This window comes from Nonomuraea sp. NPDC049486 (assembly GCF_040676925.1).
Taxonomy (GTDB): Bacteria; Actinomycetota; Actinomycetes; order Streptosporangiales; family Streptosporangiaceae; genus Nonomuraea; species Nonomuraea ferruginea.
Genome location: NZ_JBFAPV010000004.1, coordinates 49,969 through 66,028, shown reverse-complemented (window position 1 = coordinate 66,028; position 16,060 = coordinate 49,969). Strand labels below are relative to the sequence as shown.

Sequence of the window (16,060 nt, the reverse complement as noted above, 5' to 3'; positions counted from 1 at the left end):
TGGAGCCGACATGCCAGCAAAGCGCCGGGCAGCCCCCGCGTCGCTCGCCTTGTCCCTGCTACTCCTCGCCCCCCTGACCGCGATCGCCCCACCGGCCACGGCCGCGACGCCGTCGTCCGTCACGGACGGCGGCGTGCCGCTCGAATCGATCAACACGACCACGACCCAGGTCGCCTTCGGACTGCGGCGCCCCACCGCCATCGCCACGCCCGACGACGGGACGGACCGGCTGCTCATCACCGAGAAGCGCGGCACCGTACGCGTCTACCACCCGGACACCGGTCTTGAGCAGACCCCGATCATCGACATCACGGCGTCCGTGGACGAGTCCGGCAACGAGCGGGGGCTGCTCGGCATCGCCCTGCCACCCGACTTCGCCGAGAGCCAGGACCTCTACCTGGCCTACACCGCGCTGCCCGACGGCGCCGTGACCCTGGGCCGATACAACCTGGACGAGGCGGAACTCGAACCGCTGCTGTCCCAGGAGCACGCCGAGCACAGCAACCACAACGGCGGCCAGATCACCTTCGGCACCGACGGCAACCTGTACATGAGCATCGGCGACGGCGGCGGTTCCGGCGACCCGTTCGACTCCGGGCAGCGCGTCGACACCCTGCTGGGCAAGATCCTCCGCGTCGACGTCAGCCGGAGCTGCGGCGACCTGGCGTACTGCGTCCCCGAGGACAACCCGTTCGTCGGCGTGGCGGGCGCCCGCGAGGAGATCTGGATGTACGGCGGGCGCAACCCCTGGCGCTTCTCCGTCGACCCCGCGGACGGCTCGATGTGGATCGCCGACGTCGGCCAGGGCAGGTGGGAGGAGATCAACCACGTCAAGCCCGGACGGCAGGCCGGCGCGAACCTCGGCTGGTCCTGCTACGAAGGACTGGAGGTGTTCGACGCGGACCAGTGCCGCTCCGGCGCCGCCTACACCAAGCCGGTCTTCACCTACTCCCCGTACACCGGCAGTTGCGCGGTCATCGGCGGGCAGGTGTACCACGGCGAGGAGTTCGCCGATCTGGTCGGCGGCACCTACATCGCCACCGACTACTGCTCCTCCATCGTGTGGGCGGTGCGCGAGGACGGCGCGGGCGGCTACTCCGTGGCGGAGATCGGCCAGATGCCCACGCAGGTCACGGCGTTCGGGGCCACCACGGAGGGCGAGCTGTACGTCGTCAACGACCTGCCCGGCGGCCTGCACCGCGTCTCCTTCGAGCGCGCGGAGCCGACCTGCCGGATCGGGTACACGACCCAGGTCTGGGGCGGCGGCATGACGGTCGACCTCACGATCACCAACACCGGCAGCACCCCGATCAACGGCTGGACGCTGCGGTTCTCCATGGCCCGGGGCCAGTCCGTCATCTCCGACTGGAACACCGACCTCACGCAGGGCGGCGACTTCGTGACCGCGGTCAACGCCGGGCACAACGGCTCCATCGCCCCCGGCCAGAGCGTCACCATGGGCTACCTGGCGAGCCATACTGGCGACGCGTCCCTGCCGACCCGGTTCTCGCTCAACAGGGACGCCTGCGCCGTCGTCCGCCGCTGACGGGAAGGGTTACGCCCGCGAGTCCAGGAGGGCCGCCGTCTCGCTCCGGTCGGGCGCGCCGATGGCCGTGAACAGCGCGTGCGCCCGGGTCCAGAGACGCGCGGCCTGCCCGTCGTCGCCTTCCCGGCTGCGGGCGTGGCCGAGGATCGTCAGGGCGCGGGCGTACTGCAGGCGTTGCCCCGAGCGCCGGGCCAGGCCGATGGCCCGCTCGCACGCCCGTACGCACCCCTCGCCGTCGCCCGCCGCCAGGTGGACGGCGGCGAGCAGGACGTGCGCGCGGGGCAGGTTGAGCGGGTTGGCGGTGAGCGCGCGTTCGAGCGCCTGGCCGGCCTCCTTCCGCGCGTCCTCGTACCGGCCCTGACGGAAGTGGGCGCCGGCGCGCTCCAGCAGCACCTCGTCCAGGTCGGTGCCGGTGCGCTCGGCGAGCCGCGCGGCGGCGTCGAGGTGCGCGAGCGCGTCGTCCGTCCGGCCCAGCTCCGTCTCCACGGCGGCCGTGCCGGTGAGCGAGGCGATCTGGCACCGCCTGTTCTCGACCTCCTCGGCGATGCCCAGCGCCCGGGTGAAGGCGTCGATCGCCCGCTCGTGGCGGCCGGCGTCGCGGTGGACCCAGCCGAAGGTCTCGTACGTCACCGCCTCGGCGTACCGCAGGCCCGCGGCCTGGGCCAGGGCCAGCGCCTCTTCGAGGTACGCGAGCGCGTCGGCGAGCCGGGCCTGCTTCTGGCGGACCAGGGCGAGGTTGACCAGTGTCAGCGTCCGCAGGTGCGTGTCGCCTGACCGCTCGGTCAGGGCGAGGCAGGCGAGCAGGCACTCCTCGGCGCGGTCCAGCCGGGCCAGCATGAGGTTGGCCGAGGCCAGGTTGTTGAGCCCGCGCGCCTCGCCGCGGACGGACCCGAGCTCGCGATGGATCTCCACGGCCCGCTGGTAGAGAGGGATGGCCCGGCGCGGCTCCCCGAGCTGTTTGAGCACCACGCCGCGGCTCTGCAGCACCGAGGCCTCGCCCTGGGACCAGCCGGCCAGCCGGCACAGCTCCTGTGCCCGTTCGAGGAAGCCCATCGCGCCCTTGAGGTCGGCGGTGAGCAGGCGGGCCCGGCCGATGGAGTAGCACATCGCGGCCTGCCCTCTGGGGTCGCCGTCGCGCTCGGCGGCGGCCAGCGCGGTCTCCGCCAGGCGCAGCCACTCCGCCCGGGTCCGGCGGTGCTGCAGGACGTCGGTCATGGCCTCGGCCAGCAGCCAGGCGTACGGCCGCGCCCCGGACGCGATCACCCCCGTGAGGTTGTCCCACTCGGTGTCCAGCCAGCCGAGCGCCTGAGCGGCGGTGGCGAAGGCCGTCGCGTCCTGGCCCGGCGTCTCCGGGACCTCGAAGCCGGCCACCGTCAGAGCGTCGACGGTGGTGGACAGGTAGTGGTCGAACAGCCGCCGGACGGCGGCCTCCCGTTCGGCCTCAGAGTCCTCCGCGAGAGCGCGCTGGGCGGCGTACTCCCCCACCAGGTCGTGCGCGGCGAAGCGGCGCGGGCCGATCTCCTCGATCAGGTGGATCCGCGCCGCCGTGCCGAGCAGGACCTCCGCCCGCTCGCGGTCCGTGCCCGCCAGGGCGGCGACGGCCGCGGCCGAGATGCCGGCGCCGCGCGCCAGGCCGAGCAGGCGGAACACGCGCTGCGCCGGCGCGGGCAGCGCCCTGTACGACAGGTCGAGCGCGGCGCGCACGGCCACGCTCTCGTCGCCGTCCACCCGCAGGCGCACCAGCCGCCCGCGCTCCGCGAGCTCGCGCACGTAGTCGGCGATCCTCCGGTGTTCGTGGTCGCCGATCCAGGACACGGCGATGGAGAGCGCCAGCGGGGAGTGGTCGCAGAGCGCCACGAGCTCCCGCGCGGCCTCCGGCTCCCGGCGCAGCCGCTCCTCGCCGACGCCCGCGGAGATCAGCCGCAGCGCCTCTCCGGGCTCCAGGACGCCGAGCGTGAGCCGTTCGACGCCGTCCAGGGCCACCAGGCCGCCCAGGCGGTGGCGGCTGGTGATGACGACCCGGCATCCGGGGTCGCCCGGCAGCAGCGGGCGGATCTGGTCCGGCTCGGCGACGTCGTCCAGGACCAGCAGCACGCGCCGGCCCGCGAGCAGCGAGCGGTACAGCGCGATCTGCGCGTCCAGCTCGACCGGGATGTCCTTCGCCGCCTGGCCGAGCCCCTGCAGCAGCAGCGGCAGCGCCTCCGACGGCGGCATCGGCGCGCGCCGGTCGAAGCCCCGCAGGTCGAGGAAGAGCTGCCCGTCGGGGAAGAGCCCGGCCCGCCGGTGCGCCCAGTGGAGCGCCAGCGCGGTCTTCCCGACGCCGGCGGGGCCGACCAGGAGCGTCACCCGGCCCGCGTCCATCCGCGGCAGCTCCGCCTCGCGGCCGACGAAACGGCCGGTGTCGGGAGGCAGCTGCCGGGGAACCGGCGCCGGTCGCGCGGCGGGGTCCTCTTCGAGGATGCTCTGGTGCAGCGACTGCAGGTCGCGGCCCGGTTCGACGCCGAGTTCGCGTACGAGCCGGTCACGGAACTCCCGGTAGACCCGCAGCGCCTCGGGAAGGCGTCCGCCCCGGTGCAGCGCCAGCATGAGCAGGCCGTGCGGGCGCTCCCGCAGCGGCTGCTCGGCCACGACCCTCGTCAGCCCGGCGATGACCGCCTGATGCCGCCCCACGGCCAGCTGGGCCTCCGCCCGGCCCTCGATCGCCTCGGTCCTGAGCTCGTCGAGCCGGTGCCGCTCCGCCTCGGCGACGGGTCCGCCCAGATCCGGGTACGGGTCGCCGCGCCACAGTTCGAGGGCCCGGTCGTACGTGGTGATCGCCTCGGCGTGCAGGCCGTCGCCCGCCTCCCGGCGCGCCGTCGCGACCAGGGCGGCGAACTCGTCGGCGTCCACGTCGACGGCCCCGGCGGGAACCAGATAGCCGGGGCTCCTGGTCACGATGACCTCAGCCGCCCCGAGCGCCCGGCGCAGCTCCGCGATCAGGGCGCGTACCCGGGCCGCCGCCGACGGCGGCAGATCCTCGCCCCAGAGGCGTCCGGCCAGCCGCTCCACCGACACCACGCGACCGGCGTCGAGCAGGAGGCCCGCCAGCAGCGCGCGCTGCCTGCCGGTCAGGCGCACCGCCCGGCCGTCCACGACGACCTCCAGGGGACCGAGGAGCAGGACGCGGGCACCCTTCCGACGCACACCGGCAGACGCTAGTGCAGCGCCCACGCGAGAGCAATCTCGCCTGTGGCCGATCCGTGCGGGATCCATGCGCCGGCCATGCGGGCGGGTGTCATCGTCTGTCCAGAGTTCCCCGCGAAGATTGGCGCTGACGAACGGATGAGGCCGCGACTGAAGACCCTGGCGTGGGAGCGGGCCGGAGACGAGCTGCGGCTCGTGTACGACCCCCGCGACCGGCTGGTGCTCCCCGACCCCGACGGCACGGTGGAGAAGCTCCTCCACCTGCTGCGGGAGGGCGGCCGGACCGTCGCGGAGCTCGCCGGCGAGCTGTCGCTGCCGGTCGCCGACGTCTCGGCCGCCGTGGCCGCGCTGGACGCCGAGCGGCTGCTGGAGGACGGGGACCGCCTGGGCAAGCTCGGACCGGGCGAGGCCGAACGCCACTTCAGCAACCTGGCCTTCCTCGAGTCGTTCGGCACCCTCGGCAGCAGCCGCGAGGACCTGCTGGGGCGGCTCCGCGAGTCGCACGTGCTGGTGCTCGGCACCGGCGGGCTGAACTCCAACACCATCCCCCACCTCGCCGGGCTGGGCGTCGGCAGGATGACGCTCCTCGACCGGGACACCGTGGACCCGCGCAACTTCGCGCGGCAGTACCTCTACCGCTGGGACGACGTCGGCTCCCGCAAGGTGGCGCGCGCCGCGGACTGGGTCCGCGCCTTCGACCCGTCCATCGAGGTCGAGGCGATCGACCTGGGCGTCGAGAGCCCGGAGCAGCTGGACGAGCTCGTCGGGCGTACCCGGCCCGACGTCGTGGCCTCCGGCATCGACCGGCCGAACGAGATCGACCTGTGGGTCAACGCGGCCTGCGTGCGGCACGGGGTGCCGTTCGTCAGGGGCGGCATGTGGGTCACCTCGGGCACGGTCTGGTCGGTCGCGCCGGGGGTCAGCGCCTGCCGCGCCTGCGTGCCGCCGACCGCCGATCCCGACGCGCCGGACCTGGCCGCGATCCGCCTCTACCGCGACGGGGCCCGGCCGAACCGCGGCATCGGCCCGGTCGCCGGCCTCCTGGGCGCGTACGGCGCGTTCGAGGTCCTGCGCTACCTGACCGGATTCGAGCCACCGGCGTACGCCGGTCGGCCGCTCATCGTCGACTTCGCGGGCGGTTGCGCCACGAGTCGTACCGAGTGGCCCCGCAATCCCGACTGTGACGTGTGCGGAGGGAGGTGACCTGAATGAAGATCGAGATCGTGCGGATCGAGAACACCCGCCTGACCGTGGACGCGGACCCGGGGTCGGACTCCTGATGATCCGGGGCCGCGCTCCACTCCGGGGAGCGCGGCCCCCCCTCAGATGTGAAGGCGGAGAAGAATGACCGCGTCCTTGGACGCTGACCTGCGCGAACGGGCCGCACGGCTGACGGTCGCCTTCGACGGCTCGGCCTGGGTCCTGGGCCGGCCGGACCTGGGCGTCTTCGTCGCGGTGCCGGAGCCGGGCGCGGTCTTCGTCACCACCTTGCAGGAGACGGGCTCGGCGGACGAGGCGACGGCCCGGGCGAGCGAGGCGGCCGGCGAACCGGTCGACGGAGGCGACTTCATCGACGGCCTCACGGCCGCGGGCCTGCTCGACCCGGCCGCGGCGCCGGACGACACCGTCGCGCCCGCCGGCCGGCGGGTCAAGTGGATCGAGGGGATCAGCCCTCGGGCGGCGGCCCGCCTGTTCGGGCGTAGCGGCTGGTCGTTCTACACAGTGGCGCTCCTGTTCGCGCTCGCCGTCCTCGTGACGCGGCCCGACCTGCGCCCTTCCTGGCAGGACGCGTGGTTCCTGCCCAGTCCCGGGCTGTCCGTGTTCGGATGGCTGGTGCTGGGCATCGCGTTCGGCGCGCTGCACGAGGCCTGGCACTGGCTCGCCGGACGGGCGATCGGCGTCCCCGCGACCTTCCGGGTGAGCTACCGGGGCATGTACATCGTCTACGAGACCGACCTGACCCAGATCGTCGCGGTGCCGCGCGACCGGCGTCACGGGGTGTACCTGGCCGGGATGGCCGTCGAGACCGTGGTCGTGGCGGCCGCGCTGGGCCTGCGGATGCTCGTCCCGCCCGGCGCCCTGGACGACCTGCTCGCCGCCGTGGTCCTGTTCAGGATCGTCGCCATCGTGTGGCAGTGGGCCGCCCTGCCGCTGCGCAGCGACTCGTACGCCCTGCTCGCCAACGCCCTGCGCTGCCACAACCTCTACCGGGTCACCTGGCTGACGGTGAAGAACCGGATCTTCCGACTCACCGGGCCGGAGACGGCCGAACTGGCCGGGGCGGGCGCGCGGGACCGCGCGATGGCCCGCTGGTTCGCGCTCCTCTACGTCGCGGGCATCGCCGTCATGGCCTGGGTGTTCCTCACCGTCATGCTGCCGCTGATGGTCTCGCTGGCCCAGTGGGGCGTGACTCAGTTCGCCGAGGGACAGGTCGGCTCGGCCGGCTTCTGGGAGGCCCTCGTCGTGACCGCGTACGTGGGGCTGCGGCTCGGCCTGCCCCCGCTGCTCGCGCTCCGTGAACGACGGCTGCGGCGCGCGGGGGCGCTCCTCTGAGCCCATCCCGCCGGATCCACGAAAAATCTCCCCATCTATGCAGAGGAACGTATAGGGTCCCTTTTCGGGATGACGACGGGGGAATGTGTGGAATTACGGACGCCGTAACGTCGGTTATTTCGGCGTAAATCAGGGTCCGGCGCGTTTCTCCAGGTCACCAGCTTTTCGCGTGGCGACGTTGGATGGGAGATGCGGAGCTTCATGACGGCCCGTGGCGACACACCGCAGTCTCCGTTACCCCTCGCGGACGCGGAGCACCCCGCCCCCTCCCGATGGGCCCCGCACCTGTGGTGGATGGCCCTCCTCGCGGGGACGCTCGGCTTCGCGTTCGCCTGGCTGGCCACCCCGCACGGCCGGGAGATCGGCGCCGCCTGGGAGCTCGGCGTCAAACTGCTCGCCTTCGCCTTTCTGTGCTGCGCTATCGCGTTCTTCCCGTGGGTGTCGGAACGCCTGCACTGGCTGCTGTGCGTCCCGTTCGTGTTCTTCACCGCGTACGTGATCCCGCGCGTCAGTTACTTCTATTACGGGGACGTCGGGCGCGTCGAGGGCGACAGCTTCTACACCCATCTTTACCTGCTGCTCTATCCCGGGATCGTGCTCACCGTCGCCGCCGCCTACCGCATCGGCGGCGGCAGCCCCGGGCGCTGCCTGAAGATCGCGATCAGCGGCATCGTCATCGTGTTCTCCGGGCTCCTCGACGTCATGTGGCAGGTCGTCAACCCGGTCGACATCCCCGAGGTCATCGACGCGCCGCACATCAACGTGATCACCGGCGGGCCGATCTCCTTCGCCGGGGCGGTGCTGTTCACGCTGGCGCACGTGCCGATCGTCGTCGGGATCAACCTGCTCCCGCTGGACCGCTGGATCTCCCGCCTGCTGGGAAGCACGCCAGGCCGTCACTGAGGAGGCGAAGCTGGACACCCACGACGTACCACCGACCGTCGGCATCTCGGTGGCGGCGCCCGCCTACAACGAGGCGGCGAACATCGCGGCGGCGGTGACCGAATGGCGCGACTACCTGGCCGGGCACCCGGCGATCGGCGCCTGGGAGATCGTCGTCTGCGACGACGGCAGCACCGACGCCACCGGCGAGATCCTCGCGGACCTGCGGGAGCACTGCCCCGAGCTGGTCGTCGTCACCTTCGCCCGGAACCGGGGCGCCGGCGCGGCCATCGCCGCCGCCATCGCGCACACCCGGATGGACTGGGTGGTGCTGCTCGACTCGGACGGGCAGTTCCCGATCTCCGCCCTGGACGCCTTCCTGGACCCGGTACGGGCGGGCGAGGCGGACGCCTTCTCCGGCGCCCGGATCAGGAAGGCCGACGGCGTCGCGTACCGGTGGGGCTCGGCGGCCAGCGGCGCGGTCAGCAACCTCACGCACGGCACCCGGTACCGCGACTACAACTCGATCTTCAAGGTGGTACGCGGCCCGCTGCTGCGCGCCCTGCACCTGGAGTCGAGCGGGATGAACTGCTCGACCGAGATCACCGCCAGGGTCGCGGAGCTCGGCCACACCTGGGTGGAGATCCCGATCGAGCACCGGGAGCGCGGCGGCGGCGCCCGGGGGTGGCGGTTCTGGCGCGGGGCGCGGGACCGTGCATTGTTCGTGGGCTATCTCGGCTATCGCCGGTGGCTGTTACGCCGGGGCGTGCTCCGCCTCCCGGAGGCGTCGGAACCGGCGCGCGGGATGACGGAGCGGGCCCGATGAGCGGCCGCACCGCCGTCACCCTCTTCAGCGGCGGGCGCGGCGGGGCCGGCATCGCGCGCGGCCTCTTACGCACGCCCGGGGTCGACCTCACACTCGTGATCAACGGCTACGACAACGGGCGGTCCACCGGCGCCCTCCGGCGCTACCTCCCCGGCATGCTCGGCCCCTCCGACTTCCGCAAGAACCTCCTGGTCCACCTCGACGACCGCGACCCCCGTCAGGCCGCCCTCCGCTCAGTCCTGGAACACCGGCTCACCGCCGGCGCGGAGGAACTCGCCGCCCTGGCCCACGCGATAAGCAGCCCGTCATCCCCTGCACGCACCGCGGACGCGCCCGACCCAGTCGCCCTCCGCTCGGTGCTGGAGCACCGGCTCACCGCCGGCAAGGAGGAGCTCGCCGACACGATAGGCGGTCCGGCCTCGCCCTCGACGCGTACCACGAACGCGCCGGACCCAGCCGCCTTGCCGCCGTCGGCGCGTACCGCGAGCGCGCTGGACCCAGCGGCTCTCTCGCCGCAGGCGCGTGCCGCGATCGGGCGGGACCTGGCCGCGTTTCTGCGCTGGGTCGACAGCCATCCAGACGGGCTCGATCTGACCGAGTGCGCGCTCGGCAACCTGGTGTTCGCCGGTGCGTACCTGCGGCTGGGCGAGGACTTCAACGCCGCGGTACGCGCGTGCGCGCGGACGTTCGAGTCACCGCTCGGCCTGGTGAACGTCACCGGCGGCGAGAACGCGTTCCTGGTCGCGCTCAAGCAGGACGGCCGGCTCCTGGCCGACGAGGCGGACATCGTCGCGCCGCAGGACGCCGCCGCGATCACCGACCTGTTCCTGCTCCGCGAGCCGCTGACCTTCGAGCGCCGGGCCGAGCTGGCGGCCAGACCCGTCCAGGAGGTGCGGCGGATCCTGGCGGACCTGCGCGCCACGGTCTCGCTCAACCCGGAGGCCGGGGACGCGATCAGGAACGCCGACCTTCTCCTGTACGGACCCGGCACCCCGCACTCGTCCCTGCTGCCCAGCTACCTGACGCCGGGGGTCGCGGACGCGATCGCTGAGAGCCGGGCCGCGGCCAAGGTGTTCGTCGTCAACACCCGCGACGACCACGACGTCCAGGGGCTGAGCGCACCCGAGCTGGTCGGCCGTACCCTGGCCTACCTCGGCGATCCGGGCAACGAGCGCGGCACCGTCACGCACGTCCTCAGCCACCGCGCCCCTGACGCGCCGGGCGTCCCGTCCGACGTCGTCGCCGGCGGCGTCTGGGCGGGCGCCCGATGGGTCACCGCCGACCTGGCCGACGCCGACCGCCCCGGCGTCCACTGCGGCCCCCGCACCGTACGCGCCCTCATGGAGATCGCCGACGAGGCCGCCCTGACGAGGACCCCATGAACCCGGCGGACGGTCGGCGCGGGTACGAGGACCCGATAAGCCCGACGGCGGACGGCCGGCTGCGCCGCGAGGGCCCAGCGGCGGGTGGTCGGCTGGGCCGCAAGGGTCCGATGAGTCCGGCAGACGACCGGCTGGGCCACGAGGGTCTGGCGGCGATGGTCACCGGGCGGCGGGTCTGGCTGTGTGATCTGGATGGCACGCTCGTCGACTCCGCGCCCGTGCACGCGGCGGCGTTCCGCGCCGCGATCGGGGAGCTCGCGCCGTCCGCGCTCGGTTCCTTCCGGTACGACGCGCACGCGGGGGCGACCACGCGCGAGGTGGTGGCCGGGCTGGGCGTCGGCGGTGACGTGGCCGAACGGCTGGTCCGGCGCAAGCAGCGGCTCTACCGGGAGTACGTGGAGGCGGGCAGGGTGGCGTCGTTCCCCGGCGCCGGGCGGCTGCTCGACCGCCTGACCAGCGGCGGCCGCACCGCCTACCTGGTCACCAGCGGCAGCAGGGGCTCGGTCGAACGGGTCCTGGCGGCCTGCTCGCTGGGCGGCTACTTCAGCGGCGTGCTCACCGGCGACGACGCCCCGTCAGGCAAGCCGGACCCGGCGTTCTACCGGCACGCCTGCGAGCGCTGGTCCGTCGACCCGGACGACGCCGTGGCCCTGGAGGACTCCGAGCACGGCGTCGCCTCCGCCGTCGGCGCCGGGCTGGTGACGTTGCAGGTCAACGCGGTGGAACCGGCAGCGGGAGCGACCCAGGTGCGGGATCTGGACGAGATCGTGGACTTCCTCGGCAGGGGAGTGAATGGCAGTGAGTGACCAGCGCGTCTGCGCGGTGATCCCGGCGGCCGGGAGCGGGACCAGACTCGGCCTCGGCATCCCGAAAATCATGCTGGAGATCGCGGACGGCGTCACCGTGTGGCACCTGCTGCACCGGCGGCTGAGCCCTTGGGTGGAGCACGTCCACGTGGTGGTCTCCCCCGCCGGCGAGATCCCGTTCCGCCGCCTGGCCGCTGAGGAGATCGAGCGCGGCGCCGTCTCGGTGAGCGTCCAGGCGCGGCCGACGGGCATGGGTGACGCGATCTTCGGGGCCGTCGCGCACTGGGAGGGGTACGACCGGATCCTGGTGGTCTGGGGTGACCAGGTGAACCTGTCCCCGGCGACCGTGCGGCAGGTGGTGCGGGCTTGCCATGACGGCCTCACCCTCCCGCTGGTGCCGATGCCCGCGCCGTACGTCGAGTACGAGCTGGACGGGCCGGCCCTGGTCAGGGTGCGGATGTCCCGCGAGGGGGACGACTGCCGGCCCGGCGGGCTCAGCGACGTCGGCGTCTTCTGCCTCGGCACGGACGGGCTGGCGGAGGCGTGGGCGGGTTACCTGCTCGACGCCGCCCCCGGTGCGGCCACCGGTGAGGTCAACTTCCTGCCGTTCCTGCCGTACCTGTCGCAGGTCCGCGGCAGGCCGGTGACGGTGGTGCCGGTCACCGACCCCTCCGAGGCCCGCGGCGTCAACACCCCGGACGACCTCGACTTCGCCCGCCAGGCGTTCCAGCGGTGCCCGGACTGACCCGGCCGCGCCGCTGCCACGTCGTCTGCACCGAGGTCCCGCCGAACGTCGTCGGCGGCCTGGGACGGTACGCCGAGCGGATGCTCCCCGCCCTGCGCGCCGCCGGCGTCCCCATCGAGGTGTACGGCGCGGTAGGCCGCCACGTGCGGGCTGGGACCGAACAGACCGGCGACGTCACCCTGCACCGCCTGCCCACCGCCGGCCAGCCCGCCCACCCACACCCACCCAAACCCACCGACCCGCACGAGAACGCCCGCCCGTCGGGGGACGCCCAGCCGCGTGCGGACGCCCGCCTGCCTGGGGACGCCCAAGTGCGCGAGAACGCTGGCCCCCGTGGGGGTGCCGGCCCGCGTGGGGGTGCCGGCCCGCGTGGGGGTGCCGGCCCGCGTGGGGGTGCCGAACCCCGTGGGGGTGCCGAACCGCGCAAGAACGCCCGCCCGCCCGAGTACGCCGAGCCGCGTGCGGACGCCCGTTCGCGTGGGGGTGTCCGGGCGCTGGTCAGGGTTGCCGGGGTGGTCGCTTTCAATGTGCGGGTCGCGGCGCGGATCCTGCGGGGTGGTGGGCGGCGGTCCGGGGCGGTGGTGGCGGTGCACGACTGGATGGGGTGCATCGCCGGGATCCTGTGCCGGGTGGTCGGGCGGATGCCGGTGGTGTTCCACGTGCACACCTGTGAGCACAACACCGCGCCGGGGGCGCGCCGCACCGCCGTGACCGCCGGCATCACCGCGCTGGAGAACGCGCAGGCCCGGCTGGCGAACCTGATCGTGGTGCCGAGCGCGGGCATGCGGGACGAACTGGTGGCGCGCGGCTGGCCGCCGGGGCGGCTGCGGGTCGTGCCGCACGGGTTCGAGGATCCCGAGCTGGTGCGGCTGGCCGGGCTCTCCCCCGCCGAGCGCGACCGGCTCCGCGCGGAGGTCAGGGCCCGCTACCTGCCCGGCGGCGCCGGAAGGCTGGTCGTCTTCGCCGGTCGCCTGTCGCCGCACAAGGGCGTGCGCACGCTGATCGAAGCGGTGCCCTTGCTCCGCGATCGCGGCGACCTGCGGGTGGTGCTCATCGGCAGCGGCGACGACGCGGAGGTGGCCCGGCTGATCGAGCGGGAGGGCGTCGGCGGGCACGTGGTCGCCGGCTACCGGTTCCTGGACCCGCCCGAGGTGTTCGCGCACTTCCTGGCCGCCGACGTGTGCGCCTTCCCCTCGTCGTACGAGCCGTTCGGGCTGGTCGCCGTGGAGGCGATGGCGCTGGGACGGCCGGTCGTGGTCGGGCCGGGCTACTCGCCGGAGGTGGTCGGCGACGGGGCGGTCCGCTGCCGTACCGGAGAGCCGGAGGAACTGGCCGCGGCCCTGTCGCGCTGCCTGGACGACCCGGAGCACGCTGCCGGGCTCGCCCGGCGCGGCGCCGAGCACGTCCGCGCACGATACTCGTGGACGCGCACCGCCGAAACCACGCTGGCGGCGTACGCGGAGGTGACCCCGTGACGTCCGGCCCGGTCCGCGACCGGATGGCACGCCTGCTCGGCGGCCGGAACAGAGCCGGACGCGACCACGCGACCAGGCTCGCCGGTGGACGGGGCTGGGCCGTCCGCGAGCACGTGGCCAGGTTGGTCGGGGGGCGGGGGTGGGCCGTGTGGCCGACGCTGGTGGGGATCGCCGCCAGCGGGACGGCGGCGGCGACGACGCTCGTGATCGCCTGGGGGATCGGCGCGGCGGCGTTCGGCCGGTTCACCCTGGTGCTGACGATCGCGTTGATCGTCACTGTCGGCATGCTGCTCAACCTGAACTACGTCATGTTCCAGGAGCTGCCGAGAGCCGAGCCGCAGGACCGGCCGGCCCTGGTGACGACGGCGCTGTTCACCACGCTGGCGCTGGGCGGCGGCCTGGTCGCCGCCGGGCTGCTGGCCGCCCCGGCGCTGACCCGCCTGCTCGGCGTCGACGTCCGTACGCTCTGCTTCGCGCTGGCGCTGGCCCTGTCGATGACGGTGAACCAGCTGACCGAGAGCTTCCTGCGCGGGCTGAAGAAGTTCGCGTTCGTGGCGGGGCTCAAGCTCGCCGTCGCCGCCGTCTACCTGGCCACGGCCGCCTACTGCCTGCTGGTCGCGGGCATCAGGGACGCCGAGGTCTACCTGGTCGCGCTGATCGTCACGAACGTCGTGTTCGCCCTCGTGGCCGTGATCGGCTTCGATATCGTCCCGCGCTCCTGGTCCGCGTCCCTGGCGCGCTCGCTGCTCCGGCACGGCGCCTACATGAGCGTCATCGCCGCCTTCACCGCCGTGCTGTTCGGGGTGGACGTGATCTTCCTCAACCACTGGGCCTCCGGGAGCGACGTCGGCGTCTACTCGATCTACAACGGCTTCCCGAAGAGGCTGCTCGGCGTGGTGTTCACCGAGGGGATCGGGCTCGTGCTGCTGCCGGTGCTGGCGACGGCCGACAAGGTCGCGGCGCTGCGGCGGATCGGCCGCCTCGCGCCGGCGATCGCGGTGGCCACCGCCGTCTTCTCCTTCGCCGCGAGCGCGCTGTTCTTCCTGGTGCTGCGGGCGGAGTATCCGTACTCGCCCGGACTGATGGCGTTGTCCGCGGTGGGGATCGGCGTCCACACGGTGTTCAACCTCTACCTCTTCGCCCTGTCGATGGACGGGGTGCGGGGCGCGAAGGTGCTCATCGCCTGCCTCGCCGTCGGGTCGCCCCTCGCGCTCGCCTGCCAGGCGGTGTTCATCTCCTGGCAGGGCCTGACCGGGGGCCTGGTGGGGTTCGCACTGACCAATCTCGTCCTGGTAGCCGTCGTGGCCGTCGCCGCGGCCCGGGTGTACCGGGCCCGTCCTCCGGAGGTCGAACGATGAGGGTCGTCCACGTCATCAACCAGTTCCCGCCCAACATCACCGCGGGGCTCGGCCGCTACGTCGAGGAGATCACGCCGCACCTGGCGCGCGACCTGGAGATGGCCGTGTTCACGCTGAACGACGGGCGCCTGCCGGTGCACGAGCGGCGCGACGGCGTCACCGTCTACCGGCCGCTCGGCCGCCTGCTCGGCGCGATCAGCCGCCGCCGCAGGCTCAACCGGACGCGCCGGACCGAGTTCGTGCTGCTCGCGGTGAACGTCGTGGTGAGCAACTGGCGGTACTTCCTGCGGCTGCGCCGGCTGGCACCTGGTGAGCGGCCCGACCTGGTCGCCGTGCACGACTCGACGAACTTCCTGGCCGCCCTGCTGTGCCACTACGTGCTGCGGCTGCCGGTCGTCTTCCACGTGCACACCACCGAGTACGGCGTCGCGCCGCAGCGCAGCATCACCGACCCGGTCGGCGTGTTCGCCGCCCTGGAGCGGTGGCTGGGACGGATCGCCCGCCGGGTCGTGGTCGCCACCCCGGAGGTGCGCGAGCAGCTCGCCGCCGCCGGGTGGGACCGGGACACGATCGACGTGGTCTGTCTGGGCGGCACGTTCGAACGGCGGCTCGCCGGTGTCGACAGGGCCGCGCTCCGCTCCGGCGCCGCCGCGCTGCGCGCCCGTCTCGGCATCGCGGACGGCGACCCTGTCCTGCTCTTCGTCGGCCGCATCGAACGGCAGAAGGGGATCTACCAGCTGCTGGAGGCGATGGAGAAGATCGCCGTCGCGCTCCCCCGGCTCCGGCTGGTGATCGTCGGGGAGGGGGACGAGGCCAGGGTCGCGCGGATCGTCGCGGACGCCGGGCTGGAGGGGCGCGTCCTCACCTCGGGCGGGTTCGTCGACGTCGCGGCGCTGCTGGAGTACTACGAGCTGGCCGACCTCTGCGTCTTCCCGTCGCTCTTCGAGCCGTTCGGCCTGGTGGCGACCGAGGCCATGGCTCTGGCCAGGCCGACGATCCTCGGCGACGGGTTCTCCCGGATCTTCCTCGGCGACCCCGCCGACCCCGCCGTGCGGTACGCGCGAAGCGCCGACCCCGGCTCCATCGCCGACGCCGTGATCGACCTCATGGCGGATCCGGTGGCCCGCCGCGCTCTCGCGGACAGCGGGGAACGGTTCGTCAGGGAGCGGCTGAGCTGGGCCGGGGCCGCGGAGGAGACGATCGCGGTCTACCGGACCGCACTCGCCCGTAAGTGAGCCGTACGCGGCGAGTCACCGTGTACATCCGGCGGTGAGCCGTACGCGAAGTCACCTGTACGCCCGGCG

Annotated in this window: 12 protein-coding genes; 11 read left to right on the top strand and 1 reads right to left on the bottom strand. The window is 73.4% G+C overall.

Annotated features, from left to right (window positions below):
• Nucleotides 1-10: 10 nt before the first annotated feature.
• Nucleotides 11-1,546, top strand: a complete 1,536-nt coding sequence (locus tag AB0K05_RS12665; protein ID WP_364228954.1) for a PQQ-dependent sugar dehydrogenase — start codon at nucleotides 11-13, stop codon at nucleotides 1,544-1,546.
• A 9-nt stretch (nucleotides 1,547-1,555) separates the two neighbouring features.
• Here AB0K05_RS12665 and AB0K05_RS12660 read toward each other — a convergent pair whose 3' ends face one another.
• A complete protein-coding gene (locus AB0K05_RS12660; RefSeq protein ID WP_364228952.1) occupies nucleotides 1,556-4,729 on the bottom strand; it encodes a BTAD domain-containing putative transcriptional regulator in 3,174 nt (1,057 codons plus the stop codon).
• Between the two features lie 138 nt (nucleotides 4,730-4,867).
• Here AB0K05_RS12660 and AB0K05_RS12655 point away from each other — a divergent pair, with 138 nt between their 5' ends.
• The 10 genes from AB0K05_RS12655 (at nucleotide 4,868) to AB0K05_RS12610 (ending at nucleotide 15,991) form a co-directional block, all read left to right on the top strand.
• Nucleotides 4,868-5,932, top strand: coding sequence for a ThiF family adenylyltransferase (locus tag AB0K05_RS12655; protein ID WP_364228950.1), 1,065 nt, complete (start codon nucleotides 4,868-4,870; stop codon nucleotides 5,930-5,932).
• Nucleotides 5,933-6,073: 141 nt separating this feature from the next.
• Nucleotides 6,074-7,282: a hypothetical protein gene (locus AB0K05_RS12650; RefSeq protein WP_364228948.1), complete on the top strand. Its 1,209-nt coding sequence runs from the start codon at nucleotides 6,074-6,076 to the stop codon at nucleotides 7,280-7,282.
• Nucleotides 7,283-7,576: 294 nt separating this feature from the next.
• Nucleotides 7,577-8,185, top strand: a complete 609-nt coding sequence (locus AB0K05_RS12645; protein WP_364228946.1) for a hypothetical protein — start codon at nucleotides 7,577-7,579, stop codon at nucleotides 8,183-8,185.
• Nucleotides 8,186-8,234: 49 nt separating this feature from the next.
• The gene (locus tag AB0K05_RS12640; RefSeq protein ID WP_364228944.1) at nucleotides 8,235-8,990 is read left to right on the top strand and encodes a glycosyltransferase family 2 protein; all 756 of its coding nucleotides are present in this window, start codon (nucleotides 8,235-8,237) and stop codon (nucleotides 8,988-8,990) included.
• Nucleotides 8,987-10,372, top strand: coding sequence for a 2-phospho-L-lactate transferase CofD family protein (locus tag AB0K05_RS12635; protein WP_364228942.1), 1,386 nt, complete (start codon nucleotides 8,987-8,989; stop codon nucleotides 10,370-10,372). Before AB0K05_RS12640 ends, AB0K05_RS12635 begins: the two co-directional genes overlap by 4 nt.
• Nucleotides 10,373-10,482: 110 nt before the next feature.
• Nucleotides 10,483-11,178, top strand: coding sequence for an HAD family phosphatase (locus tag AB0K05_RS12630; protein ID WP_364228940.1), 696 nt, complete (start codon nucleotides 10,483-10,485; stop codon nucleotides 11,176-11,178).
• Entirely contained in the window at nucleotides 11,171-11,923 is a 753-nt protein-coding gene (locus tag AB0K05_RS12625; protein WP_364228938.1) for an NTP transferase domain-containing protein, read from the top strand. Before AB0K05_RS12630 ends, AB0K05_RS12625 begins: the two co-directional genes overlap by 8 nt.
• Entirely contained in the window at nucleotides 11,911-13,398 is a 1,488-nt protein-coding gene (locus tag AB0K05_RS12620) for a glycosyltransferase family 4 protein (protein ID WP_364228936.1), read from the top strand. Before AB0K05_RS12625 ends, AB0K05_RS12620 begins: the two co-directional genes overlap by 13 nt.
• Nucleotides 13,395-14,756 carry a hypothetical protein gene (locus AB0K05_RS12615; protein WP_261808966.1) on the top strand — a complete coding sequence of 454 codons (1,362 nt, stop codon included), beginning with the start codon at nucleotides 13,395-13,397 and terminating at the stop codon, nucleotides 14,754-14,756. The genes AB0K05_RS12620 and AB0K05_RS12615 overlap by 4 nt, the downstream gene beginning before the upstream one ends.
• A complete protein-coding gene (locus AB0K05_RS12610; protein WP_364228934.1) occupies nucleotides 14,753-15,991 on the top strand; it encodes a glycosyltransferase family 4 protein in 1,239 nt (412 codons plus the stop codon). Before AB0K05_RS12615 ends, AB0K05_RS12610 begins: the two co-directional genes overlap by 4 nt.
• Nucleotides 15,992-16,060: the final 69 nt, after the last annotated feature.

Coding starts and splice junctions, on each gene's coding strand:
- AB0K05_RS12665 (WP_364228954.1), top strand. CDS start 11: ATGCCAGCAAAGCGCCGGGCAGCCCCCGCGTCGCTCGCCTTGTCCCTG.
- AB0K05_RS12655 (WP_364228950.1), top strand. CDS start 4,868: ATGAGGCCGCGACTGAAGACCCTGGCGTGGGAGCGGGCCGGAGACGAG.
- AB0K05_RS12650 (WP_364228948.1), top strand. CDS start 6,074: ATGACCGCGTCCTTGGACGCTGACCTGCGCGAACGGGCCGCACGGCTG.
- AB0K05_RS12645 (WP_364228946.1), top strand. CDS start 7,577: ATGGCCCTCCTCGCGGGGACGCTCGGCTTCGCGTTCGCCTGGCTGGCC.
- AB0K05_RS12635 (WP_364228942.1), top strand. CDS start 8,987: ATGAGCGGCCGCACCGCCGTCACCCTCTTCAGCGGCGGGCGCGGCGGG.
- AB0K05_RS12630 (WP_364228940.1), top strand. CDS start 10,483: ATGAGTCCGGCAGACGACCGGCTGGGCCACGAGGGTCTGGCGGCGATG.
- AB0K05_RS12610 (WP_364228934.1), top strand. CDS start 14,753: ATGAGGGTCGTCCACGTCATCAACCAGTTCCCGCCCAACATCACCGCG.